Annotated in this window: 16 protein-coding genes and 1 pseudogene; 15 read left to right on the top strand and 2 right to left on the bottom strand. The window is 45.4% G+C overall.

From position 1 onward, the window contains the following. Positions 1–234: pseudogene (locus T489_RS0108895) on the bottom strand (IS3 family transposase); the annotation flags it as partial. Positions 235–547: 313 nt separating this feature from the next. Here T489_RS0108895 and xseA point away from each other — a divergent pair. Continuing rightward, the gene (gene xseA / locus T489_RS0108890; protein WP_031579699.1) at positions 548–2,047 is read left to right on the top strand and encodes an exodeoxyribonuclease VII large subunit; all 1,500 of its coding nucleotides are present in this window, start codon (positions 548–550) and stop codon (positions 2,045–2,047) included. A 42-nt stretch (positions 2,048–2,089) separates the two neighbouring features. Here the strand turns inward: xseA and T489_RS0108885 are convergent, their stop codons facing one another. Then, on the bottom strand, positions 2,090–5,305 hold the full coding sequence (locus T489_RS0108885) for a tellurite resistance TerB C-terminal domain-containing protein (RefSeq protein ID WP_031579698.1): 3,216 nt from the start codon (positions 5,303–5,305) through the stop codon (positions 2,090–2,092). 374 nt (positions 5,306–5,679) lie between these two features. On the opposite strand from T489_RS0108885, the gene T489_RS0108880 reads away from it, so the two are divergent. The 14 genes from T489_RS0108880 (at position 5,680) to T489_RS15630 (ending at position 24,631) form a co-directional block, all read left to right on the top strand. Beyond that, positions 5,680–7,065: a YcjX family protein gene (locus T489_RS0108880; protein ID WP_031579697.1), complete on the top strand. Its 1,386-nt coding sequence runs from the start codon at positions 5,680–5,682 to the stop codon at positions 7,063–7,065. Positions 7,066–7,097: 32 nt separating this feature from the next. Continuing rightward, a complete protein-coding gene (locus T489_RS14380; RefSeq protein WP_051621943.1) occupies positions 7,098–8,222 on the top strand; it encodes a YcjF family protein in 1,125 nt (374 codons plus the stop codon). Between the two features lie 29 nt (positions 8,223–8,251). Next, complete coding sequence (locus tag T489_RS0108870) at positions 8,252–13,345, top strand: DUF2339 domain-containing protein (RefSeq protein ID WP_031579695.1); 5,094 nt, start codon at positions 8,252–8,254, stop codon at positions 13,343–13,345. Positions 13,346–13,685: 340 nt separating this feature from the next. Continuing rightward, on the top strand, positions 13,686–14,144 hold the full coding sequence (gene rimP, locus T489_RS0108865; protein WP_031579694.1) for a ribosome maturation factor RimP: 459 nt from the start codon (positions 13,686–13,688) through the stop codon (positions 14,142–14,144). A gap of 87 nt (positions 14,145–14,231) precedes the next feature. After that, positions 14,232–15,761, top strand: coding sequence for a transcription termination factor NusA (gene nusA / locus T489_RS0108860; protein WP_031579693.1), 1,530 nt, complete (start codon positions 14,232–14,234; stop codon positions 15,759–15,761). A 227-nt stretch (positions 15,762–15,988) separates the two neighbouring features. After that, entirely contained in the window at positions 15,989–18,493 is a 2,505-nt protein-coding gene (gene infB, locus T489_RS0108850) for a translation initiation factor IF-2 (RefSeq protein WP_031579692.1), read from the top strand. Positions 18,494–18,574: 81 nt separating this feature from the next. Continuing rightward, the gene (gene rbfA, locus T489_RS0108845) at positions 18,575–19,024 is read left to right on the top strand and encodes a 30S ribosome-binding factor RbfA (protein WP_031579691.1); all 450 of its coding nucleotides are present in this window, start codon (positions 18,575–18,577) and stop codon (positions 19,022–19,024) included. A gap of 12 nt (positions 19,025–19,036) precedes the next feature. Further along, positions 19,037–20,053 carry a tRNA pseudouridine(55) synthase TruB gene (gene truB, locus T489_RS0108840; RefSeq protein WP_031579690.1) on the top strand — a complete coding sequence of 339 codons (1,017 nt, stop codon included), beginning with the start codon at positions 19,037–19,039 and terminating at the stop codon, positions 20,051–20,053. A 479-nt stretch (positions 20,054–20,532) separates the two neighbouring features. Continuing rightward, positions 20,533–21,777 carry an AAA family ATPase gene (locus tag T489_RS0108835; RefSeq protein ID WP_031579689.1) on the top strand — a complete coding sequence of 415 codons (1,245 nt, stop codon included), beginning with the start codon at positions 20,533–20,535 and terminating at the stop codon, positions 21,775–21,777. Positions 21,778–21,793: 16 nt separating this feature from the next. Then, positions 21,794–22,501: a HEPN domain-containing protein gene (locus tag T489_RS0108830; RefSeq protein WP_031579688.1), complete on the top strand. Its 708-nt coding sequence runs from the start codon at positions 21,794–21,796 to the stop codon at positions 22,499–22,501. 222 nt (positions 22,502–22,723) lie between these two features. Continuing rightward, positions 22,724–23,494 (top strand): DUF4417 domain-containing protein, encoded by a 771-nt coding sequence (locus T489_RS0108825; protein WP_031579687.1) that lies wholly within the window; start codon positions 22,724–22,726, stop codon positions 23,492–23,494. Next, on the top strand, positions 23,481–23,933 hold the full coding sequence (locus T489_RS0108820; RefSeq protein ID WP_031579686.1) for a hypothetical protein: 453 nt from the start codon (positions 23,481–23,483) through the stop codon (positions 23,931–23,933). The genes T489_RS0108825 and T489_RS0108820 overlap by 14 nt, the downstream gene beginning before the upstream one ends. Positions 23,934–23,942: 9 nt before the next feature. Beyond that, a complete protein-coding gene (locus T489_RS0108815) occupies positions 23,943–24,449 on the top strand; it encodes a hypothetical protein (protein ID WP_031579685.1) in 507 nt (168 codons plus the stop codon). Between the two features lie 50 nt (positions 24,450–24,499). Further along, positions 24,500–24,631 carry a hypothetical protein gene (locus T489_RS15630; protein ID WP_255326993.1) on the top strand — a complete coding sequence of 44 codons (132 nt, stop codon included), beginning with the start codon at positions 24,500–24,502 and terminating at the stop codon, positions 24,629–24,631. The last annotated feature ends 574 nt before the right edge of the window (positions 24,632–25,205 follow it).

Raw genomic sequence — 25,205 nt, 5'->3', positions numbered from 1 at the left:
TATACTTTCATGTTGTATCAAAACTCTCCGGATTGCTTCTTCCTTAAATTCTGCTGAATACTCCCTATTTTTCTTTTTCTGAACTACAGATATTCCATGAATATCAATTAGCTTTACTATGTAGGTCACTGAGGTTCTGTCGCATTTAAATAGTGTTGCAAGTCTTATTGAACTGTAATGATCTTCTTTCCAAAGTCGATACATCTCGACTTTATCTTCGTACGTAAGCTTCATAAATATAACCCCCGAAGTTTTGTTCAACTTTCGGGGGGCACTCTAATGCGGAAGTGCTTTTTTATTTCTTTAAAAAGCAGGTCGGAAATAAAAAAGCCTAGAGCAGAGCTCTAGGCACAAAACAACTAAACAATAAGGAGATAAAAACACATAAAAGATGTATTTTGTGCATATATTATATATTTAGCGGGAAAAATGCAAAATGTTTTTGTATTTTGATGAATAATTTTCGAAAAGAATCTAAAATTACCGCAGTTTGATGCTATTTCAGCCTGCAGTTAAGCTGAAATAAAGGAGAATTTCTGGAGGAGCAATGAAGGATTACGATATGTTCTCTGATTACAACGTTTCCGTCGGTAACGGCAATTGTCGGAATGACGGCAGAAGCTCTCCGGAACTGGCCGATCTGGGGCTTTCTCCGAAAATGGCGGAACCTCATGTTTATTCCGTAAGCGAGCTTAATAATGAAATAGCCGGGCTTTTCGGAAACAGATATGCCGTAACGGTTCAGGGGGAACTCAGCAACTGCGGAAACAACCGCCGCGGAAGTTATTTCTACTGCATCATCAAGGATGCCGAGAATGAACTCAGCGTGGCTTTTCCTTCAGGTGTCATCCAGCATCAGTTTGAGCGCATCCGTGACGGCGTTACGGTTGTCATCAGCGGCAGGGTTTCATTTTACAGGCCAAAGGGGAAGGTGACACTGTGGGGCTCCTCCCTTAAAATTCAGGACAGACCGGGAGATCTTTACAGGGCGTTTCTGAAAACGCTGGAGCTGCTCCGTTCTGAAGGTCTGTTCGACATCCAGAGCAAGAAGCCCATTCCCGCAAACATTCACACCGTGGGGATAATCACCTCACCGGACGGCATGGCCGTAAAAGACGTCATCAGAACCATTAAAAGACGCAACCGCTTTATCAATATAGTGGTGTATCCCGCCATTGTTCAGGGCAGCATGGCCGTGCAGAGTATTAAATACGCTCTGTGGTATGCCAACAGACACAATGTCTGTCAGGTGCTGCTGGTGGTTCGCGGCGGTGGCAGCGTGGAGGATCTCAGCTGCTTCAATGATGAAGGTCTTGCCCGTTACACCAAAATGTCGGTTATCCCTGTTATCAGCGGCGTAGGTCATGAAGGGGATGTCACCATAATGGATTACATTGCCGACATGCGTGCCTCGACACCGACTGCCGCCGCCGAGATGGTCAGTGCAAGCCTTGATAATTCCATTGAAAGACTTGCCATGCTTAAACGCAGACTGTGGAATGCGGGAACCGGACGCATCGGTTATGAGAGACAGCGTCTGAATGCGGTAAGAGCTGGATTCTGCAACTATGCTCCTGAAAAGAGGCTTTCGGCGGTAAGAACGGGGCTTCAGGAGCTTCAGGGAAGGATGCGTCTTTCACTTATCAGGGCTCTGCAGGTGCGTACAGCCGCGTTCAATGCCGTAAACGAAAGGTTCAACCGCCAGAATCCAAAGAATATCATAACGGAATATTCGGCGAGATGCTCTCTCTCCGGACAGAAGATGTTGCAGCTTATGGAAATGCATCTTAAGGAATTGAGGCACAGACTGGTTTCCGGAGCCTCCCTTCTTAATGCCAACAATCCTTTGAAGATTCTGACTCAGGGGTATTCCGTTACCCTTGATGAATCAGGAAAGGGCGTAACGGTCTCCGGAGTGGGCAGGGGGGATCGCATCAGAACCATTCTGGCAGACGGGGAGATTGTTTCAGAAGTTACTGACACCGTTCCCGGAAATCCGGTCTCTGACGGTGTTGTTTCCGAAAAAGCGTCAGACCTGAAAAAATAACCTGAGCATTTGTTGCTCAGGCTGTTCTGCGGTCGGTTACGCCTATTCAAAAAGTTCAGTCAGCAGATCTCTGTCGAAGAACATCGGCTCGTCTTCTTCGATGATGGTACAGTCAAACTGTTCCAGGGCCCAGCTGTTGATTACCTCCATGGCTCCTGAAGCCATGAGATTCTTTTCGGCACAGAAGCTTTTGAAGTCATTCATGGTAAATTCACCTACCTGCAGCAGTCGTTTCAGCAGAGCCTGGTATTCCGGAGCAAGGAGCTCGAGTACGGCCATGCCTGATACATTTTCAGGTGCGGTCTCTTCATTCTGCTTTTTCCCGGCATTCTTTCCGGAGTCTTCTGTGACGGTCTCCGCTTTCTTTTCCGGAACCTGTGCTGTTTCTGCGGAACTGTATCCGGTGTCGTTTTCAGCAAAGATCGGAGCAAGGATTTCCTGAACCTTCCGGGTTTCCAGAGTGGTCTGGCTGATTAAATCCATATCCAGATTTTCAGGTGAATTAACCTTTGGCATCAGGTCGTCATGATCCGGCAGACCGCCGAAGTATCCGCCTCTTGCCGAAGCGAATTTTCTGATGGTCATTTCATTTTCTTCGATTACCGGTTCCTTGAGCAGTTTGTTCAGGCTGCGCACCGTGCGGTTGAGAAGATCAACCTCTCCGCCGGTTACCAGAATTCTGAACAGTGAGCGGAACAGTCCTTTCTGCAGACCGTCGAATTCGTATCTGTTTTTGTCGGCGGTGTTTTTGAATCTGCAGCGGAGATTGGTACTCATTTTTATTTCGGTGATTCTGGCGACGTAGGTCAGCAGATCGCTTATCTGTTCGTTGCTGTAGTCCTGCAGTTCCTTCAGCTGTTTTCTGCTGATGACGTTGCTGAAGAACTCGTGAATGAGCTTGATGGTCTTGAATCCGGTGCAGGTGTTCAGAATGATGCGGTAAGGAAGAATAAGCTTTCTGTTGTACGGATGCGATTTCAGTTTAAGCTCACCGAAAGTCATGTAGTCGAAGGCGTTTACCACCAGTTCCTCTGATTCAAAACTGAAATTAGGGAATATGGTGACGTCCAGGATGGATGCGCATTCGGAGAAAATGCGGGCGCAGCAGCTGTGATAGGAAATATTCAGATTGAACTGCTGTCTGAGTTCCGCAAAGGAGCTGGTATCAGAATTCAGCAGTGTCTTTCTGAAATTTCTCAGACCGGTGGGAAGCCTGTTTTCTCCCGAGAGACTGTATTCATATATGCGGTAGACAAGATCGTTGCATACGTTGCTTCCCGCACTCCCCAGGTAGGTGAGGAAGGTGTCCTGTTCCTTCTTTATTCTGGTTACGATGCCGTTGACGAGTTCCCGTCCCTTTTCTCCAAGAACCACCTTAGGCGGCAGCATCGGAGCTATAACCTTGTTTTTGAAGGACTTGAGGCTTGGATATCTGTCGGTAAGTTCCACCGGGGTGTCCGTAAACTCAAGTCCCTGCAGAAGTTTGGCCGGAAGCCGTGGATCCTCGGCAATCATGGCATTGAACAGCTTTCTGGCATGACTGTAGAGTACCGGTCTGGCATCTCCCTGAATACGGATGTTGAGATTGTATCCAGGATGGGAAAGAATAAAGCCGCTGAAGATATACGGCAGACTGTTTTCCTGAGTGAGTTTTCCTTCGGAATTCAGTGCTGACAGTCTGTACAGGGCGTAGTCCCTGCATTCAGGGAAAACGCTCAGCATGGTCAGATGACTGTCATATATCTCGTTTCTGTGCATGAAGGCGAATATCGCAATGATGCTGCCGAAATAGTCCAGACTGCTACGCAGATCGTAGGAGGTGCTGTCGTTTGCTCTCGTGGCATTTCTGAACCAGTTGACCAGTATGATGAAGGTTTTGATGCGTTCCACGTCCGTAAGTCTGCCGCAGAGGGTATCTTCCGCCAGAAGTCTGTATTCAAGGTTGGCGGCAATGAGAATCAGCTGGTCATTCAGCAGGGGAACGGTGTATGATTTGTTAAGCATGCCTGCCAGATATTTAAGTCCCTGCTCGTTGTCCGACGGCTGAACCGGCTGGTATCTGTATTTGCCTGCCGAATGGATCTGGTGAATGAAAGGACTGCCGTTAAGGGCAAAATCCCAGTGTCTGCTTTCTGCGGCTGCGGAGGTCTTTGCCATGTACATATTGGCATCATCCACTGCCATGCCTCCTATGAGAGCCAAGTCGTGGCCGGTCTTGAAGGTCAGCATGGAGGAGTCGGTGTAGCCTTCAATGTCGAAATACCTGCGGCAGTGTTCAAGATGAAGATTTATGCTTTTCTGATCCATGCGGCAGACTGATTTGTTTTTGAAAAGAGGTTCAAAACTGCTGAATACGTCGGTGTCTCCGATTTCTCTCTGAAGCAGGGCTGAGAGATTCTTTTCCTGAATGGTTCCGGGAAGAGTGTCGGCGGTGTTTTTGACTCTCGCCCTTCGGGTCATTTCGACAAGCTTTTCTCTGTACGGAGACTGCTCGAAGGTTACCTTGTGTTCGGAAAGGGCGGCCATGCCGCTGATTATTCTGAGATATTTGTTCAGAACGTCCGGATTCTTAATAGGTTTGAGATAGGCTTTTTCCGGATTGAGCTCGTTTATCTGCGGAGCCAGATCTATTATCTGGGAGAAGCAGCTCTGCAGATAACGCTGGGTATCTGCCGGAAAACACTCGTTTTCGATGAAATTCTGCAGAAAATAACGCTGCTCGGTATTAAGAAACGATCCCGGGTTGTTGACCAGAAACAGTGATTCGAATACATGAAGACTTACGGCGAAATTGTTTATTTTGTTTGAGGCCGTTTTGATGCGGTTCTCGAGAATTCTGCCGAGATTGGCGGCTCCGCAGTTCTGACGTGCGGAAACAATGTCGGGATCCCTGTTCAGATCAAAGGCCGGACAGATGCGGAATCTGGTGTTTTCATTAAGCTCAAGAATGTTGCCCGGAGGTGCTATTTCAATTCCGGCGTGTTTTTTGAGTGTGGTTCTGAGCTGTCTGTACAGTTCGGGAAGAGGCTCCTTTGTCAGATCCTTCATTCTGAGGTTCAGCACGATGAAAAGAGAATTGAGATCCGTGGAGATGGAACCCTGTACCCTGACGTCCTCCTCCAGCTTTTCAATGCGTCTGCGGAAGCTCAGGGGCAGAAAGTCCGGATCCTGCACTTCGTTCAGATGGAATCTCTGTGTTTCGGGCACCTGATCTCTATAATCCTGCATGTTTAAGAAAATAGAAGTGTGACGTGCCATAATCTCCATCCTTACGTAAAAAAGTTCTGTACGGTCAAGTACCGGTTAGATGTAATGCAAGCACTGATTATAGCATGTTTTGACTCCTTAAGATATTTGCGCGCCGGCAAAATATGATAAGAAACCGTGGTTTTACGGATGATTCCGGTCAAAGAAAAGCGGAGCCGTCATGTTTTTGCTGTGTTAGAACGACAAAAAACATACCCGTTCAAAAATCATTTATACAAATGTGGTATAGTTAAAAGAGGCGGTTTTCAGGGAAATGTTCCTCATTTTTCTGAACTATCCGCGCTGCCGCACCGGAGGGAAAACTGATTCCGAATGACCGGTGCATGGATGTGACGTTTTTTCATCAAACTGCAGGTATGCGGTCCATGAATATATTTAACGATTTAACAAATGCCGTGAACAGAGGTATCAACCTGATGATGGATCGGGAGATACGTCTCGGGGTAACAGGTCTGTCCAGAGGCGGAAAGACTGCTTTCATAACATCTCTGGTTAATCTGCTGTCAACCTTCGGAGAGGTCGGAACCGCTGAGCGTCTGCCCAGGTTCACCGCATACGATGCCAAAGGAATATCCTATGGCGGGCTTGCCAGACCGAGAGATCTGAAAGTTGCCGCCTTTCCGTATCAGAATGCCTATGCTTCACTGATTTCAGAACCTCCGGCATGGCCTGAGCCTACCGTCGGCATAAGTGAAATCAGACTTGAACTTGTTTATCGGAACGATGACTGGTTTTCCCTGTCCAAGAAGAATCATTTATACATTGACATATGGGATTATCCAGGGGAATGGCTGATGGATCTGATGCTTCTAAAGCTTGATTATGCAGAATTCAGCGAGAAAATCAGAAAGAGAACGGCCGCACTGTCATCCGTTACCGATATGTCGGAGTGGATTAAGGCCGGTGCCTCTCTTGAAGCCGACAAACCGGTAAGGGAATATGAGCTGCACCGTGTGGTACAGGCCTATACCTCCTGGCTGAAGCAGTGCAAGGAGCAGGGCTTTGCCATGGTGGTGCCTGGACGTTTCGTCCTTCCGGGAGATCTTGCGGGGGCCCCGATTCTTGAATTTGTTCCATGGGTCTGGGACATACCGGAGAACTGCGGTTCCGGCTCCCTGTACCGCACCATGGAGGAACGTTATGAGGCATATCGTGAACAGGTGGTGAGAAAATTCTACCGCGACTGCTTTTCAGGGCTCGACAGACAGATCATTCTCATTGACTGTCTCAAGGCGCTGATGGGCGGCAGGGAAACGTTCATGGACATCAATGACACCTTTGATGTCCTGCTTGAAAATTTCAGCTACGGTAACAGCAGTCTGCTCGGGCGTCTGTTTTCTCCGAAAATAGACAAGGTGATTTTTGCGGCCGCCAAGGCCGATATGGTTACCATGGATCAGTATCCGAATCTTTTGAGTCTGCTTCGTTCCATGGTAAAGCAGGCTTCAACCAGAGTGAGGGCTGACGGATCAAACTGCGAGTTCATGATTCTGTCTGCCATAAGGGCCACTAAATGCATGTATGCGGAACATGAGGGAAAACAGGTGCAGGTTCTGACCACAGACTACGGCGACGAGGCTCCTTTCTTCCCGGGCAGCGTGCCGCCGAAGTGGTCAAGAGAGTGTATGGAGTTTTTCCAGAAGTATTTCGAGATGAGGGATCTGAAACCTCCGAAGATTAATCCTGGAGACGTGATTCCCGAAATCAACATGGACATTCTGCTTCAGTATATTTTAGGTGACAAGCTGTAACGGCTTGAAACAGTATCTGCGGAAAAACAGTAATGAGCAAAGATTTTGATGAAAGCATGAAGGCGGGCTTTAAGCTTAACCCGGGACAGCGTCTTAAGGATGTGCACCCGGATGTCGGAGCTGCCGCTGTCGAAGACAGGAGCAGGGACATCAGTCCCGGGGAGACAATGGTTAAGAGTTTCACTCTTGATTCCTCCGGACATAAACTGTTGGAGGTGGAACAGAGTGATGAGGCTCTTGCAGGTTCTTCCACCGTTCCCATGGAGGAGCAGGAGGATGAACCTGTAGCTCCCGTAAAATTCTGGAGCAGTCCGGTTCTCTGGATACTCATCCTCCTTCTCTGTTACGGCGGTCTTCAGACCTATTCAATTATCAGTTCGGCATTTGCCACCGGTTCAGTTACGGGAATTTTCTGGAGTGTGGTTTTCATTCTGGCCTTTGTGATTTCAGTATTCTGCATTTACCGTGAATTCAGTTCGGTTCTGATGTTCAAGCACGTGGATGAGCACCGCGAGGAGGTGCTTCAGGCATGTGCGTCCGGTTCATTTGCCGATGCCGTGAAAATCTGCAGAAATCTTGCGAAGGATTCCGGTGCGGACAGGAGAAAATGCTGGGAAAGCTTTATGAAAAGACTCCAGCCTCATTTTTCTCCGAGGGAGGTGTTTGATCTGTATGAGGCTTTTGTCCTGAAGGACATGGATGAAAGAGCCAAGAAGGTCATAGTGAAACGTTCACGGGAAAACGGGGTGATAGTGGCCCTGAGCCCTGTGGCCTGGCTGGACATGTTTCTTACTCTTGCAAGGTCTCTGAGAATGATCAGGGAGATTTCCGAGGTATACGGACTCAGTACCGGTGTCTGGGGACGAATGCAGCTCTACCGCAGAGTTGCGAGAAACCTGATTCTCATCGGAATGACCGATCTGGCGACCGATGCGGCCGTCGACGTCATCGGAGCCGGGATTGCCGGAAAGCTCAGTGCGGCTTTAGGCCAGGGGGTGGCTGCAGGGATCTATTCCACCAGACTCGGGTACATGACGGTAAAGGCCGTAAGACCTCTTTCCATAAGCCCGAAGGTTATTACCCTTGCGGAGCTGCGAAAGGATCTCCTTTCAAAGGGAAAAATAAGCGAGCTGATAAAATCTGATAAAGGCAGATAGGCTGATGTCTAAGGTTAAAAGGAGGGGAAATGACAGATAATAATAACGTCCCGGATAAAGGCCCTGTGTCATCTGGAGAGAACATGCGCCATGAACGACATGACGAAAAATCACGCAGGGAGAGAATTCACCGGAGACTCGATGAAATTCTGTCAGACAGGCTCTCTGATGAGGACTGTGACGGTCTTCTGGCTCTGATGGAGTCCTATATTAAAGAGAAAAAAGAGACTTCGGCAGAAAAAACTCATAGCAGTGAAGAGCCCGTTTTTAGGGAATCTGCGGTTTCTGAAGATATCGGTGTAAACGTATCAGAAGACCGTCCTGAAGACAGCGGCAGTGCCGCAGAGACACCGGAAGTCGTTTCTTCTCAAAATGCGGTATTCGAAGATGAAGTTTCACCGAAACTTACTGAAAAGACCTGCGCTCTGGAAGATTCCGCGGACGGTTTTTCGTCTGACATCATGGATGACACTCAGACTGCAGGCTGCTCCGGAAATTATTCCTCAGGTGTGAACACGGAAGATGCTAGAGCCCGCAGAAGTTCAGGCGGTGAGTTCCTCGAAATGATTACCGGAAAGATGATTGCAGGCATAGGAGCCGCAATCCTGCTGGTAATAGGCTTTGTCATGATAGCCAGAAGCATCCATTTCTCATTCGGTCCGTATGCCAGATTCTTCACCATGCTGGCGTTTTCCGGGGTCATGATTTATTTTGGCGGTTATAAGGCCGACCGGAATGAAAAAGCCTTATCCATTGCCAGACTGAGGCTGGGAAGAGTTACTCTTTCCTCCATCGGTTTTGCTCTCCTGTACGTTACCATGGCGGCAGGTTTTATATATTTTGACATAATTCCCGGAGGGAGTAGTGCCTGGATATGTTTTCTGGGACTGTGGACTTTCATGCTGACGCATATGACCTTCAGAAGACACGGCGTGTTCAGTCTGATAGCCCAGACGGGAGTAATTGGCAGTATTCCTCTGGTTTCATTCATGGAAAGCAATTCTTTTGTTTTCGCATGCATGCTGATAATGCTGTCCCAGCTGCCGACAATTGCCGTCAGCATCTTAAGAAAGCATCAGTGGTCATTTATGTGCGGAAGTGTCGGTTTTGCCATGGTGTCTCTCTGCGCCGGCGCAGGGGTCCGGACAGGTTCCTCAGGCGGCATGATTCTGGCTCTGGCCGTTCTCGGTCTCATCATGCTGCAGAAGGTGATGATTATTGTAAACTGCTATCAGACGGATGAATCCGGACATCCCGACGGGGAAAAACTGTTCATGACGGGAGTTGCCGCGTCAGCCGGGGCTCTGCTGCTCTCTGAATTTGCCGGTCTGCTGATTATCGGTAAAATGTTCGACAGCGTCATTGCGTACACCGCTGTCATGATGTCATCATTCTGTATTCTGATGGTGACGGACAGCCTGCTGTCATCACTCTGCAGAAAAGAAATCTTACGGTCCCGTGCCGGAGCTGTCATGAATTCGCTTGCGGTAATGCTGGCTGTGGCCGGATTAACGGTTCCGGATTATTCTCTTCTCATATGGGGGATGGCTCTGGCATTCGGTATAAGGTTCTGCATTGTGTCCGTTATAAAATCACAGACTCCGAAAATGTCCGATGTCCTCTGCTGTACTTTTCTGGCGATAATTTACATGATGCAGATGAGCATGCGCCATATCATGAATGCTGATTACGGTCATGTACTGCCGGCTCTTTGCGTTGTGGGCGGTACGGCTGCGGTATCAGCCGCCGCATATTATCTGCACATGGTCAGAACCGCGGAAGACAGGTGCGGAGGCGGTTACGTTTCTGTCGTGGAATGTGTTAATGAGAACATCAGAAACGGGCTGAACCAGGTTTTTGGCGAAGGAGCTTCATATTTCAAATACATCGGCGTCAATGTCCTTGTCATTCTCTTTTTTATCTTCTGTTCCATCTGGGTACTGCCTTCAGGCAGACACTACATGTATTCGGATATCCTCTGGTCAGCGATAATCATTTTCGGCGTCTTAACACTGTTTCTGATTAAGGGGACTGATTCCCCGGAAGAAGGAACTTTCATGCAGAAAAAGGTGACAGGGGAAAATACCGGATATGTTAAGAATGAATCCGCTGGTGCGGCAGCGGCATACAGTATCGCCGGTGGTCTGACAGGATTTGTCATGACATTCACGGGAACGGCAGTGAGAGGACATTCTGTCGCTGAAAACAGCCTGACCGGATTCACGATGCTTGCCGCGGCGTTTCTTCCCGTGTTCATCTGTCTGTTCGGATTTGCCCGCGACAGGGTTAAGAACCTCAGACTGCTGATTACCGCCGTTTCCTTTGCCGCGGTCGCCATGCTGGCCGTATGTGTTGAGAATTATCTGCACTGGAGCTGCGGTCTCGGACTTTTTGCGGGAATATGCGGTCTTGTCGCTCTGAAACATGTCGGCAGTTCTTTTGCCTCAGTGCCTGACAGGACTGTTCAGAACACTGTTGCTCAGCGTGAGGATAACAGCTTTTTCTTCAGCGGAATTAAGATAATATCCGTAGCACTTGTCACCTGTTTTTACGGTTTTTACGGTAATCACGGATTTCTGTCATCGCATTTTCATGATTCCCCTGCGGCAGGTACGGCAATCTGGATTTTATACACGGCCGTACTGGGTATCTGTTATTTCGGGGACGCTCTGAAGAATTTCGGCAGAAAGCTTTCTCCGGCTGCCGTTACCGGGTACACGACGGGAATGTCTGTTTTTCTGCTGCTTGCGGTAAACGGCTTCTTCCATACTCAGACAGCGCTTATTCCCGCACTGTACATTCTGTTTGTTCCGGTATACTTCATAAGCTGGCGGTACAGATCGGGGTTCCTTAATATACTTAGTGTTCTGATGCTGTGTGCCGGCAGTGCGCTGGTTTACAGAAATGTTTATCCAGACTGGTCAGAAAGCGGAAGGATGCTTTTCAATACCGCGACTCTCACGGGAACCTTCGGAATTTGGATGCTTACCTGTTTCGGAAAAAATTTCAGGGACGGCTCCGTCTGGTACAGGCTGGCAACCGACGCCGGCTGCTTCCTTATGTGGTTTGCCATGGTGATTATGGCATATTCCGGACATGTGCATGCAGGTGGCTCATCAGCGGTATCAGTACCTGCGGTACTTCCTCTGTACTGGTGGGTGCCGGTTACCGGATATCTGGTTTTCGGGGTGATGAAAAAGCACATGCTTTCGCTGATACTGGCATTCTGCACCATGTATCTTTTTGTATACGCGGGGCTGGACGACGGCTGGAGGAATGTGGCAAATACTCTGAGCTATATCCTGGTTGCCGGTGCGGTTATGCTGCTGGTAAGGCCTGTATACCCTAAAGTGTACGGTTTCCTGCTTCCGGGACTTGTGCTCATCTGGATGGCGCTTTTCAGTCTGTATGATTATTTCATTCTGCACATGACGGACCGCAGTGATGTTTACTGGTCTCTGCCGATAATCATGTATCTTGCGTTTACCTGCATCAGAAAGGATCTGATACCGTTAGTTGCCGCGGTAATAATGATTTTCTTCGGATATCATTTTGATTCCGCACCGGGCGGTTCTCTGTTTACGGTATTCGCCTACGTGATTACCGTCTGGGTAATGAGCGTGGAGATGTCCGGAAAATACAGAATAGCTCATCAGGTTCTTTCTCTGGTGCTTTTATACGCGCTCCTGGTTTACTACCATGATGTCAGAGAATACGGATACGTCTGGATTCTGCTGATTCCTGCCTGCTGGCATTTTCTTGAAGCACTGGTTACCAGATGCCGCTTCAGTTTTTTAAAGGGAGCTGTCCTTACCGTAATGGGTACTTCGGTAATAAGTTTAGGAAAATATTCCGATTCGTTCTATTATCTGATGTTCTTTATACTGCCGGCCGTTCCAGTCATGCTGCTGGTTTACCAGTCCGTTGAGAAATCACGCGACACGTTATACATCAATCTTGCTGCCGCGGCGGCAGCGCTGTATGTCACGGCATCCGTTATGATAAATGCTTTTGACAGCGGTGCTGCAGCATTACAGTCGGTCAGAGATTTTATTTCCGCATCCGCCCTGAAGGATATTTTTGAAAAAGGCTGGATTTATGTACTTACGGAATACGGCTTCTTATATGTGCCTGTCCTTCTTGGTCTGCTTTATGTCGTGTTTGCCGTTAACCGAAAGGCTGATGAACTGAGAAAACCTACGCCTGAATGTTTTCTGGACAGACAGGGGCTGGGATGGCACATGCCGTTATCGGCATTTGCGGCGGGAAAAACGAGGTATGCCGAAATTATCAGTGTTTTTGCCACCTCCGTGTATGTGAAGTTTCTGGCGGTCATAATGCTTGCCTGTCTGGCGCACTACCTCGTGCATCTCGGATATGCCCTGAATCTTTCATTATCAGGTATGACAAAGACTGATTTCATGTCTGTCTTTTCACATGACAGTGATTCAATAAAGACCTGGTCGGGAATCGGAACACTGCTTGCGGTAACCGTCTGTTTTGCAGGTGCTTTTTTCACCCGGTACACGAATACGGCTGCCTGTAACGCCGGAAAACTCAGGCTTGTTTACGGAAATTCCATCGAGGATTTTGTAGACAGGGGGAACCTGATTAACCGCAGAATGTGGTACATTACCGAAGCTGTCGCCATGTGCGGCACGTTCATGGGCATTAACAAAGGAATCACCAGCCATCATTTCCTGGCTCTTTCAGCTTTTGCCGTAAGCTGCATGATAAGTGTTCCTGTGATGTTTACGGATAGAAAGTTCATTGTTCAGAAGTATTACTACTGCATTGTCAAGTACTTCGGCTTCCTGCTTGCGGCATGCATTACGCTGAATCTCGGAACAGTGGTGTTTACCGTCCTGTCCCTGCTTTCGTCAGCGGTGATGCTGATCAGCGGGTTCAGGTACAGGGTTCCGCTCGTCAGACGTTCGGGACTGTTTATTTGTATATTCTGTGCCACCAAGCTGATTGTTTTTGACGTCAGTTATCATACGGACATCACCAGAGCGTTATCGGTGTTATTTGCTGGTATTGTTCTACTGGGAATAAGTCTGCTGTACAACTATTTCAGTAGATATGTGGAGGAGAACGACAGGTGTCGGCAGGACATGCAATAATCTGTTGAATAAATCATAACTAGATAGTATAATCGCAGTTGGTGAAAGGGTGATTCGGATGAGTTTCCCGAGGTGAACGTCGGATGTTCACTCACTGACAGTTTATGATCGAGAAAGCTCCGGTCAAAAGAGTCCGGAGCTTTTTTTATATATTTATAAAAGTAAAAATATTTAATAATTATATTTTTATACATATTTTAAATAAAATTTTGTTATTTAAAATATGTATAATTGATAATTTAAAAATGAGAATGTTCTGACCGGTTATTCATAATTGCGAGTGGTTCACATTTTATGAAAATTATCAGGCGGAACTGAATTACAGATAGGAGTTTTTTCATTGGCAACAATAGAACAGAGAGTGGCAGAGCTTGTTGCTCCGGTACTTGAGGAAAAAGGCATTGAACTCTGGGGTGTTAAGCTTATCAATAATCCGAAGCGTACAACTCTGCAGATTTTTATCGACAAGAAGGACGGCGGTGTAACCATTGATGACTGCACGGAAGTGTCTCTGGAACTCAACGGTATCATGGACGTTGAAGATATCTTCAATCATCCGTATTTCCTTGAAGTTTCTTCACCAGGTCTTGACCGTTATCTGTTTACCTTTGAACAGGTATGCGCCTATGTCGGCAAGGAAATGACCGTTGAAGTCAGCATGCCTGTTGCCAACAGACGCCGTTTCAGAGGTCTTCTTGAAAAGACTGAAGGGGATATTCTGTTCCTCAAGGTTGACAATGACGTTTATGAAATTGCCTATCCTAACGTTTCCAAGGCACAGCTGATTCCCGTAATCTGATCGGCCGGACAAGTTTTTGAGGTTCAGGGCAGGAAGTCCTGAATCATAAGATTTTAGAAATATTATTAATTTTTAGGAAATAGTGAAATGTCAAAAGAGATTTTAGCAATAGTTGATACTGTTTCAAACGAAAAGCAGATTGATCGTGATAAGGTTTTTAACGCTCTTGAAGGTGCTTTAGCCATTGCAATCAAGAAGAAGTTTGAAAATCTTGATCCGGACATCAAGGTTGAGATTGACCGCAAGTCAGGTGACTACACCGTTCTAAGACGCTACCTCATTGTTGATACCGACGGTCAGCTTGAAAACCCAACCCGCGAAATCACTCTTGAAGCAGCCAGACTTGATGATGAAAATGCAGTTGCAGGCGATTACGTATGCGACAAGATCGATGATGATCTGTCAAAGGCCGCCAACATTCTTGACGATCGTATCACTGCCACTACCGTAAAGCAGGTTCTTCAGCAGAAGATCCGTGAAGCTGAACGTCAGCAGGTTATCGATGAATTCATCGACAGCGTGGGCAAGCTGGTAATCGGTCTGGTTAAGCACATTTCACGCAACGACATTGCTCTTGACCTCGGCAACGGCGCCATCGCCTCACTGCGTCGTCAGAACATGCTTCCTCGCGATTCATTCCGTGTAGGTGACCGCGTAAGAGGCATCCTGCTTCCAATCAAGGCAGACGGCAAGGGGCCTCAGCTTGAAGTGAGCCGTACCAGCAATGATTTCCTCAGAGAACTCCTTACTACCGAAGTTCCTGAAATCGGTGAAGGCCAGCTGGAAATCGTAAATGTTGTACGTGACCCGGGCTACAGAGCCAAGGTTTCAATCAGAGCCAAGGATCGTCGCATTGATCCTAAGGGCGCATGTATCGGCATGAAGGGTTCAAGAATCAAGAATGTTTCCAATGAACTCTGCCAGGAAAACATCGACATCATCATTTACGATGACGATATTTCAAAATACGTAATCAACGCCATGGAACCTGCTGAAGTCAAGCAGGCAATCATCGACAAGGACAAGAAGCTTGTTCAGATCGGTGTTGACAACGATGAAAGAAAGTATGCCAAGGCCATCGGTTCAAACGGCCAGAACGTAAGACTCGCTTCTGCTCTTATCGGTGACGGTTGGCGCATCAATGTTATGACCGCTGATGAGCTGGAAAACAAGCAGCATGCTGAAAAGAACCGTCTGGTAAGCAGTTTCGGTGATATTCTCAACATCGACTCTGACTTCGCTCAGGCTCTTATCGATGCCCGTTTTGATACCATTGAACTGGTTGCATTCTCTGATCCTAAGGTAATCATGCAGGATGTTGACGGTCTCGATGATGAACTCGTTGCAGAACTTCAGAAGGTGGCAAGAGACGCACTCAAGAACGTATCCACTCCGTCAGGCAAGCAGGTTGATGCTGCTTTAATCAATCTTGACGGCGTTGACAACGCAACCGTTCGCGCTCTCGCCGCCAAGGAAATCGCCACCCTTGACGATCTTGCCGAATGTGCTACGGATGACCTTCTGGACATTCCTGGATTTGATAAGGAAAAGGCAGGCAGTCTGATTATCAAGGCTCGTAACATTGCCTGGAATCTGGACGAACTGGAACAGAAGTAATAGTGCTGGTCGGACGGGAGACCTGTTTTCCCGTCTGAATGAAATCATAGGATTTTCAATACCGGTTGACAGTATCTGACAGGTAAAGATGTTTTAAATTTATCAGACAGTTTAAACCGGCAGGTATGCGGGGATAACCGGTCAGGTCGGAAAGGAAAGACAGCATGAGAATCCTTAATGTTTTCAGTGAGATCAGTTGTTAACCATATAGTTTTAAGTGAATAAATATGACAGAAGAGAAAAATAAAGAAGAAGGTAAGAAGTTAACCCGTTTAAGTCGCAAGCCAAGCGGGAAGAGCAGTTCAAAGACCGGCAGTTCTTCTGAAATTGTTGTTAAGCGTTCTGCTCCGTCTGCCAACGAAATGTTGTTAAGAGAAGAAGCCGAAGCCAGAAGAAAGGAAGAAGAAGCCCGCGCAAAGGCTGAAGCTGACGCCAGAAAGAAGCAGGAAGAGGCCCGCAGAAAGGAAGAAGCCGAAGCGAAGAAGAAGGAAGAGGAAGCCCGCAGAAAGGCTGAAGCTGAAAACAAGAAGAAGACTGCAGACAATTCAGCTGAAAAGGAAGCCCGCAGAAAGAAGGAAGCCGAATCTCTGGAACTCCGCAGAGCCCAGGAACAGGAAGCTCTCCGCAAGATTGAAGAAGAATCACGCCGTGCAGCTGAAGCCGCCGCCAGAGAAGTTGAAGAAAATCAGAAGCGCTGGGACGAAGAAGATGCCGCACGTCAGGCAATGGAAGATTCAATTGATGACGATTCAACTTCACGCTACGTAAAGGAAGCCGAAGAAGAACAGGACCGCGAAGAGGAAAACAGAAACCGTCGCAAGTCCGCCGGCACCAAGATGCGTTCAGGCAAGAATGCACGTTCTGAAGATGAACATGACGACAAAATGTCCAGCAAGAAGAACGCCAAGCACCAGAAGAAGTTCAAGGGTTCAGCAAAGCTCAACCAGCAGATGCACGCCTTCAACAAGCCTGTTGCTCCGGTTACCAGAGACATCGTTATCGGTGAAACCATCACCGTTGCCGAACTGGCTCAGAAAATGGCCGTAAAGGCTTCTGAAGTAATCAAGGTGTTCATGAAGCTCGGTGAAATGGTAACCATTAACCAGGTTATCGACCAGGAAGCCGCTACACTTGTTGCTGAAGAAATGGGCCACAAGGTTGTGGTGCGCAAGGAAAACGAACTTGAAGAAGAACTTCTCAACGATCGTGACGTAACCAACAATGCCGAACCTAGAGCTCCTGTTGTTACCATCATGGGTCACGTAGACCACGGTAAGACCTCTCTGCTCGACTATATCCGCAAGACCAAGGTTGCTTCAGGTGAAGCCGGCGGTATTACCCAGCATATCGGTGCATACCATGTACAGACCAACAAGGGTGATACCATCACCTTCCTGGATACTCCGGGTCATGCCGCATTTACCGCAATGCGTGCCCGCGGTGCCGCAGCTACCGATATCGTGGTTCTGGTTGTAGCCGCCGATGACGGTGTAATGCCTCAGACCATCGAAGCTATTCAGCACGCCAAGGCAGGTAACGTGCCTATCGTTGTAGCCATCAACAAGATTGATAAGCCGGCTGCCGATCCTACCCGCGTAATCAACGAACTCCTCCGTCACGGCATTGTGTCTGAAGAAATGGGCGGTGACACCCAGTTCGTACGCGTATCAGCCAAGACCGGTCAGGGTATCGATGAACTTCTTGACGCCATTATTCTTCAGGCTGAAGTTCTTGAACTCAAGGCCGTGTACGAAGGCATGGCATCAGGCGTGGTTATCGAATCACGTCTCGACAAGGGCCGTGGTCCGGTCGCTTCCGTACTCATCAAGCAGGGTACCCTCCACGTAGGTGATATCGTTCTCTGTGGTCTTGAATACGGTAAGGTTCGTGCAATGAAGGACGAACTCGGCAGAAACGTTGAATCCGCAGGTCCGTCAATTCCAGTGGAAATCCTCGGTTTAAGCGGTGTACCTGTAGCAGGTGATGAAGCTACCGTGGTAAGAGATGAAAAGAAGGCCCGTGAAGTAGCCAACTACCGTCAGGGCAAGTTCAGGGAAATCAAGATTGCCCGTCAGCGCAAGGCCAAGCTTGACAATATGTTCAAGGAAGGTGCCGCTTCAGAACTCAGCATTGTGCTCAAGGCCGACGTACAGGGTTCTGTTGAAGCAATCAGCGATTCTCTGGTTAAGCTCTCAACCGATGAAGTTAAGGTTAACATCATTTACGGTGCCGTAGGCGGTATTACCGAAACCGATGCGACCCTGGCCGCAGCATCCTCAGCAATCATTCTCGGCTTCAACGTCCGTCCTGACAATGCAGCCAGAAAGGTTATTGAGTCCAACAGCATTGACGTTCGCTACTACAGCGTTATTTACGACCTGATTGACGAAGTTAAGCAGGCAATGAGCGGTCTTCTCGGTTCAGAAATCAAGCAGCAGATCATCGGTATGGCTGAAGTACGTCAGGTGTTCAAGCATCCTAAGTTCGGTCAGATCGCAGGCTGTATGGTAACTGAAGGTTTAATCAAGCGTTCAGCTCCGATTCGCGTACTCCGTGACAACGTGGTAATCTTCGAAGGTGAACTTGATTCCCTCCGTCGCTTCAAGGATGACGTGAGCGAAGTTACCAACGGTTTCGAATGCGGTATCGGCGTGAAGAACTACAATGACGTTCGCGAAGGCGACCAGATCGAAGTGTTTGAAAACATTGAAGTTAAACGTACTCTTGACTAACGTTCGGTATTAAACGGGAGGGAATGCTCCTCCCGTTGCCGAACGTATGCATGAGTATTTTTGAGGAGAAAATACGTCTTAATGGCAAAAGAATTTAGTCGTGCGGATCGCGTCGCACAGCAGATGAAGAGAGAAATCGCGGTTCTGCTGCAGCGTGAATTCAAGGATCCGCGTGTCAAGATGGCAACTGTAAGTGACGTAAGGGTTTCAGGTGACCTGTCTTACGCCAAGGTTTACGTTACCTTCCTGAATTTTAATAATGATGAAGCTGAAGTTAAGGAAGCAATAAAGGTTCTCAACAGAGCCAAAGGCTTTTTCAGAGGTCAGATCGGTCATCTGATGAAGCTCAGAATTGTTCCTGATATTTCTTTTTATTACGATAAATCACTGGATACCGGTATGAGACTTTCAAGTCTGATTACCTCAACCATCGCTCATGACAAGGCTTTAAGCAGGGAATTCGGCACTGAAGCTGAAGAAAATGCCGCAGAAGCCGCGGAAAATGAACAGAATCTTGAAGAAGAGGATTAAAGAAAAAACAAAATGCCACGACGAAGTAAGCGTGATATCAGCGGTATACTGCTGTTAAACAAGCCACAGGGAATCACTTCAAACGATGCCATGATCAGAATCAGAGGGATTTTCCATGCTCAGAAGGCCGGTCATACCGGGGCTCTGGATCCGCTGGCAACAGGCATGCTGCCGATTTGTCTGGGGGAAGCAACCAAATTCGCCCAGTTCCTGCTGGATTCCGACAAGGAGTATGAGGTAACGGCCAGATTCGGTCAGAGAACCACCACCAGTGATGCCGAAGGTGAACTGGTGAGCTCTTCTCCGGTGCATTTTTCAAAGGCTGAACTGCTTAAGGCCATGGCCGGTCTTACCGGTACCATCGAGCAGGTTCCAAGTATCTACTCTGCCTTAAAGTACCAGGGACGCCCTTATTACGAATATGCCCGCAAGGGAATTGATATTCCGAGAGAAGCCCGTACCATTACCATCTACAGCTTTGATCTTGAGGATGATTTTGAAGTGGCGGAAGGCGATATCTTTGATATCCGCATGAAAGTGAGCTGCTCCAAGGGAACCTATATCAGAACCCTGATTGATGATCTGGGTGAGGTTCTCGGCTGCGGTGCTCATGTAATCCGTCTGAACAGAACCAGGGTGAGTACTTATCCGGTTGACAGAATGGTTTCCTTCGAGGACCTGAATGCCATCGTTGATGAGGCACACAGCAAGGGGTTAACCGCTTTTTCTACACTTGATAATCTGCTTCTTCCGGTTGATACCGCAGTATCGGCTCTTCCTGAGATTGAACTGGATGAGATTCAGGGCAGGGACATCATGATGGGCAAGCGCATCAAGGTTACTCCGGTTAACATGCTGACTTCCGATCTTCAGCCTATAAGAATCTATGTCGGTCTGAATGACGGAAGTGACCGCAGATTCATCGGTGTCGGTGAAATCAGGTATGACCATTTGGCTCCGAAGAGACTTATATCCACGGCAAAACTTGATGACGTGGCAGAGCTTGTTCCCGAGGAAATCTTCGAATAGCCCTGAAACGCAGTTTCAGGAATAACGTCAGACTCCGGATTACCAGCAGGTTATCTGGAGTTTTTTTTTGCGATTAAGTGTTACATATCGTAGTTTTGAGATGAACGTCAAGGTAAGGGGGGGGGCTCTGCAACTTGTTGCGCTTTCGAGTACCGGATGTCGTTCAGCATTTCATTATCCGCAGGAGCGGTGGGGAAATTGGTGTTTTGTGTATTCATAAATCGTTACCTTCTACTATCTACTGAACGTGAAGGGCGATTTTGAGCGGATTTATTTTCGGGAATGTGGTTGAGTGGCTATTTGGTGAGCAGAAAGAAAATTAACTAGACCTTAACTTTGATTCAGATAAAATATTTAATTTTAAAAGGATAAAACATGCATTATAAATAATAAAATTGCAAAAAAATCTCAAATTTGGCTTGTAAAAGAATTTAAGCGTGGTATCATATATCATAGCTGACTTTGTGAGGATAACTGCAATGCTATTAGAATTTTCTTGTTCAAATCATAAATCTATACAGAAAGAGATTTTGTTTTCTGCACTTGCAGGAACTGATGATACACATAAAGAAAAAATAATCCCGTTTGGAAAATACAATGTACTTCGCTCTGCGTTGATATACGGAGCTAATGGTTCAGGGAAAAGTAATTTTATAGATGCTATTATTTTCGTGAAGAATCTTGTGATGAACAGTATTAATCATCAGATTGGACAAGGAATTAGGCAGAATCCACATAAACTTAGCTCTAGCGGTAGTGAAAGTTCATATTCAATTCAATTTGTTACTAAAGGAATTCGGTATATGTACGGTTTTACTCTCAAAGAATTTCTTGTAACTGATGAGTATTTGTATTATGTTCCCAAAGGAAGACAAACAAAAATATTTGAACGTTCCGATAAAGGTTTTAGTACAGGAAGAAAATTTGTCGGGAAATTGGCAACGTGCAATGATGTGTTGAAACCTAATCGTTTACTTCTTTCTTGTGCGGCTAATTTTAGTAATGTTAGTGAAATTATAGACGCATACAGATTCTTTGTTGAGGAACTGGTGGTTTATAATCCATTAAATCAAAATAATTGGATGAATTATTCACTTTATCAAATGAATTCTAATCCTCAGATGAAAAATGCCGTTATAACACTTATGCAAGATTTAGGCACGGGTATTAAAGACATAGATGTCACAATAGATACAAAGAAAATAGAATCATCCCAATTACCTGATTTTTTATCGGAAGAATTTAAAAATTTATTATTGAAACAAAATATTGATGCAATAACTGCTAAAGTTAAATACGATAATTTTTCAACCGATCTGATGCAGGAAGAATCGGTAGGTATTCGTAAATTATTTGCTCTGTTATGTCCATTGATTGATATCATGGCAAACAATAAAACTCTTATCTGTGATGAGCTTGAAACTAGTCTGCATGAAGCTGTTTTATACAAACTGATAAATGTATTCATGAATTTACCTATTAGTAACAATTCTCAATTGTTTTTTACAACGCATGAAACAGGTTTGCTTGATCTTGATATTTTTAGAAGAGATCAAATCTGGTTTACTGAATTAACACCAGAAGAAAGATCTACAGTTTTGTACTCTTTAGCTGAACTAAAAAATGTAAGAAAAGATGAAAAGTATAGCAAGGGTTATATATCAGGAAGATATGGAGCCATACCTATGCTTAATGTCGATTTTGCAAAAATTTTAGCTATGTAGGAGTGGTCATAGGTACATGAGAAAACTCAATTTATCGCCTCGTGCTGAGAACGTTAGAGATCCATTAATAGTAAAAACGCCTGTACAATTTGAGCTTCATGAAATTAAGGGACATTTTGATGAAAGTTTAAATGCTATAAGAAAACAATTTGATGTAGCAGAATATTTACTTTCCGTGGAGAAATTTAAAGAATCTGAGAATATATATAGAAGTCAAATTGTTTTTTTAGAAAGCATTTTAGACTTTTTTATGCACGAGATAACTAAATTTGGTTTATACAGAATTTTTATAAAAGAATGGCCAATCACTGATAAATTCAAAAATCTTGAAATTCCAATGTCAGAAGTTATGAAAGCCTTAGCAGATACTGAGTCAACTGAATGGTTTTTTGAATATGTAAATAGCAGGTATTCAGCAGAAGTTATGCAAGATTGGAGTATTATCAGAGAACAATTAAATTTAATAGGTATTCCATGGAAAGATGTTTGTCAACGATGTAACCCAGGAAAAAACGAAAATGAATCTGTTGCGGCGGAGAAAAATGTACTGATTGAGTTGTACAGAAGAAGGAACGAAATAGCCCATCAAAATGATCGTTGCCATGCGGATGCAGAACAACAAGGCATTTCTAAGTCTTTTGTAGAAGAAAAAATAAACGAGATTAGCAAATTCGTTTATGCAATTTATGACATAGCAAAAAAAATTAATAAAGATAACCTTTAGAACAACTATGAAGGAGAAATACGATCACATGATGTAAAGAGCGGTAGTGTACCCCGTGACATGGGATGAATGTACAACAAGCGGCAGATGTCACCTGTCGTACATCCAAGTTTAGTATGGATAGCAAGGTATGCTTCCAAAACCTTAAGCACGTTCATGTTAGCACACCTTGCAAAAATACTGAATTTATTTCTTTAATTTTTTTGCAAAGGAGTGGGACGTATGTCAAAACACCACAATCAAAAAGCAGGTAAAACGTCTGAAAAAGGCGATAAACCTCTATCCAAAAACAGAGCTTGCAAGAATGGTTCTACGAAATCAGAAACTTTGTGTAGCAAAGAACAAGAAGTTCAGCACCATTTTCATTGGGATTTAATTGAAGGAGCTATAATCATTGGACCTCATCAACATGCCCAACTGAAACCGATTACAGAATTTCCAAATGTAAAACGCATGGTTACTCTCAACAATGCTCCTTATGAAAAGCATCCAGAAGAATGTGCTTTATGCTTTTATACTAAGGATACAGTTATTGAACGAATATGGAATAATCGTCAGCGTTATGTTTCTGTATTGAAGCGCTTTCCTTTAATCATAGGCTTAGATTTTAGTATACTCTGTAATATGTATTATCCTCAGCAGTCATACAACTGTTGGCGTAATTATGCGATGACATACTGGCTACAGAAGAACTTTTCTGTTGTGGTTCCTAATGTTGGGTATGGAGATTCTGACACCTTCCCTTGGGTTTTAGATGGCCTTCCCGAAAATAGTTGGCTTGCAATAACAACTCAAGGCAGTCTAGACAGCTATGTGCTAAAAAGAATGCTGTTAAATGGCTTACATGAAATTGTAAGACAGAAGCACCCTATAGGGTTAATTGTGTATGGAAAATTTCCAGAAGCATGGAAAAAACGGTTTTCTATACCAATAAAAGTCTTTCCTTCTTATCGAGAAATGAAATGGGAGGCCAACAACGATGGGAAGAGGTAAAGGCGGTTATACTACAATCCAGACTAATTATAAAGATTCTGGTGGAAGAAAAGTAACAGACAAAGGTACTATATTTGTTGCTGAACGCTATATTGATTTGGGATACGAAGTGGTTTTTCGTCAGAGACACGATGAAATCGATAAAAAAACCTTTGATCTAACAATAAAAACAAGTGACGATAAAGATTTTGTAAAAGATATTGAAGTCAAAAAGACAACCACTACAAAGTCCAGTCAACTAGCTAAAAATATAATTGAAGCCTTCGATCAAGTTGGAAAAAACGGTACCGTAGCCATATATTTACCTAACAGGGATAAGAATTCCAAGGAGGTTATCAACTACTTGAACGCGGGCTATCAAGAGGCAAAACGAAAAATATCTTTCACCGGTGAAGTGGAAGTTTGGTTTGATGACAAAAGTAAAATTGTAATGAAATAGGAGCATATTATGGCTAGATTAGGATGCCATTGTGGGGCTGACATGACTAACACGGATGGTCCATCGCCACATAGGCTGAACGTGTTTTTAAAATCGGAGGTTGACAAGGCATTATCATACAATCCTGATATTCCTTTATGGGATTTTTATACAGGCTGGGATGAATTAGCTGAGTGTAGGAATTCATTTCAAAACCGTTCTGAACCAGTTGAATATTGGTACTGTACTGAATGTAAACGCATTTATGAAGTACAGGCCGTTTCATGTGGAAGAATATTACGGAGCTTCAAATATGTTTCTGAACCAACGGAGAAATGTAATCTGGATGGTTTTGAGGAATTATTTATTCTTTGGGATAAAGAAATGGATGATTTTCTTGATTTGGGGAATGATTATCGGCTTAAGGATTATATTTCTCAATTGAAATTGAGGCATTATATATCTTCTGATCAAAAAGCAATATATGGTCTAGATGTTCCAACAAATAAATTAATTTGTAAATACATTCTAGAATAATTTTGCGTAGAGGATGGATGATATTTACTTCTAGCACCATTGATTAGGATTTGAAAAAATCAGCAGAATCCGCACCAAAGGAAACCGAGAATCGCAGAAACGGCTATGGCGAGAAGACCATTCAAGGTTCCTTTGGTGAAACCTTAATATCCGTTCCCAGAGACAGAGATTTTCAGAAATGACGTTACATGTCATGATATACGAGCCATAAATATGGTATAACGTCATTGAGTTTTTTATACGGAACTGCCGTATGCGATAATTCGTGAATGCTGACGTTTCTTAATGGTATTAAACGGTAAAAGCTGACACCGTGAGATTAAACGTAACCGGAGGTTTAATGTCATATTTTGAGAGTAGGGGATGTCTGGCATGAACATACACGTTCATTTTCCCACAAAAAGGACATCTCATGTTCGACGTTTGGCGGTTACTTTCGAAAGAATAAACGGAAGAGTTTCTTCGCCTTGAAATTAATATGCTTTGGAGGAGTGACAAAATCCGCCTCCGGGGACTGTTTTTCTGTGTGATTCATGATTTTTTCCTTAAAAAGCTCCGGTGTGTCAGATGTCGCAGACGGAGCAGTGACAGACTGCGGACCGTACGTAACAGCCCACAGTTCTCAGAATACGCCGGATTTCATTTCTGAAACGAATTTCTTCAGGGCTTCGTAGGTGGCGTCGATGTCGCCCAGATGTTCTGAAACAATCTTAACCAGAGCACTGCCGCTGATTGCACCGTCAGCACCGTCGGCAA

It is taken from the genome of Ruminobacter sp. RM87 (genome assembly GCF_000701925.1).
GTDB lineage: Bacteria > Pseudomonadota > Gammaproteobacteria > Enterobacterales > Succinivibrionaceae > Ruminobacter > Ruminobacter amylophilus.
This window is presented reverse-complemented; position numbering and strand designations above follow the sequence as displayed.

Coding starts and splice junctions, on each gene's coding strand:
- xseA (WP_031579699.1), top strand. CDS start 548: ATGAAGGATTACGATATGTTCTCTGATTACAACGTTTCCGTCGGTAAC.
- T489_RS0108830 (WP_031579688.1), top strand. CDS start 21,794: ATGAGAAAACTCAATTTATCGCCTCGTGCTGAGAACGTTAGAGATCCA.
- T489_RS14380 (WP_051621943.1), top strand. CDS start 7,098: ATGAGCAAAGATTTTGATGAAAGCATGAAGGCGGGCTTTAAGCTTAAC.
- T489_RS0108815 (WP_031579685.1), top strand. CDS start 23,943: ATGGCTAGATTAGGATGCCATTGTGGGGCTGACATGACTAACACGGAT.
- nusA (WP_031579693.1), top strand. CDS start 14,232: ATGTCAAAAGAGATTTTAGCAATAGTTGATACTGTTTCAAACGAAAAG.
- T489_RS0108870 (WP_031579695.1), top strand. CDS start 8,252: ATGACAGATAATAATAACGTCCCGGATAAAGGCCCTGTGTCATCTGGA.
- infB (WP_031579692.1), top strand. CDS start 15,989: ATGACAGAAGAGAAAAATAAAGAAGAAGGTAAGAAGTTAACCCGTTTA.
- rbfA (WP_031579691.1), top strand. CDS start 18,575: ATGGCAAAAGAATTTAGTCGTGCGGATCGCGTCGCACAGCAGATGAAG.
- T489_RS0108825 (WP_031579687.1), top strand. CDS start 22,724: ATGTCAAAACACCACAATCAAAAAGCAGGTAAAACGTCTGAAAAAGGC.
- T489_RS0108820 (WP_031579686.1), top strand. CDS start 23,481: ATGGGAAGAGGTAAAGGCGGTTATACTACAATCCAGACTAATTATAAA.
- T489_RS0108835 (WP_031579689.1), top strand. CDS start 20,533: ATGCTATTAGAATTTTCTTGTTCAAATCATAAATCTATACAGAAAGAG.
- T489_RS0108880 (WP_031579697.1), top strand. CDS start 5,680: ATGAATATATTTAACGATTTAACAAATGCCGTGAACAGAGGTATCAAC.
- T489_RS0108885 (WP_031579698.1), bottom strand. CDS start 5,305: ATGGCACGTCACACTTCTATTTTCTTAAACATGCAGGATTATAGAGAT.
- truB (WP_031579690.1), top strand. CDS start 19,037: ATGCCACGACGAAGTAAGCGTGATATCAGCGGTATACTGCTGTTAAAC.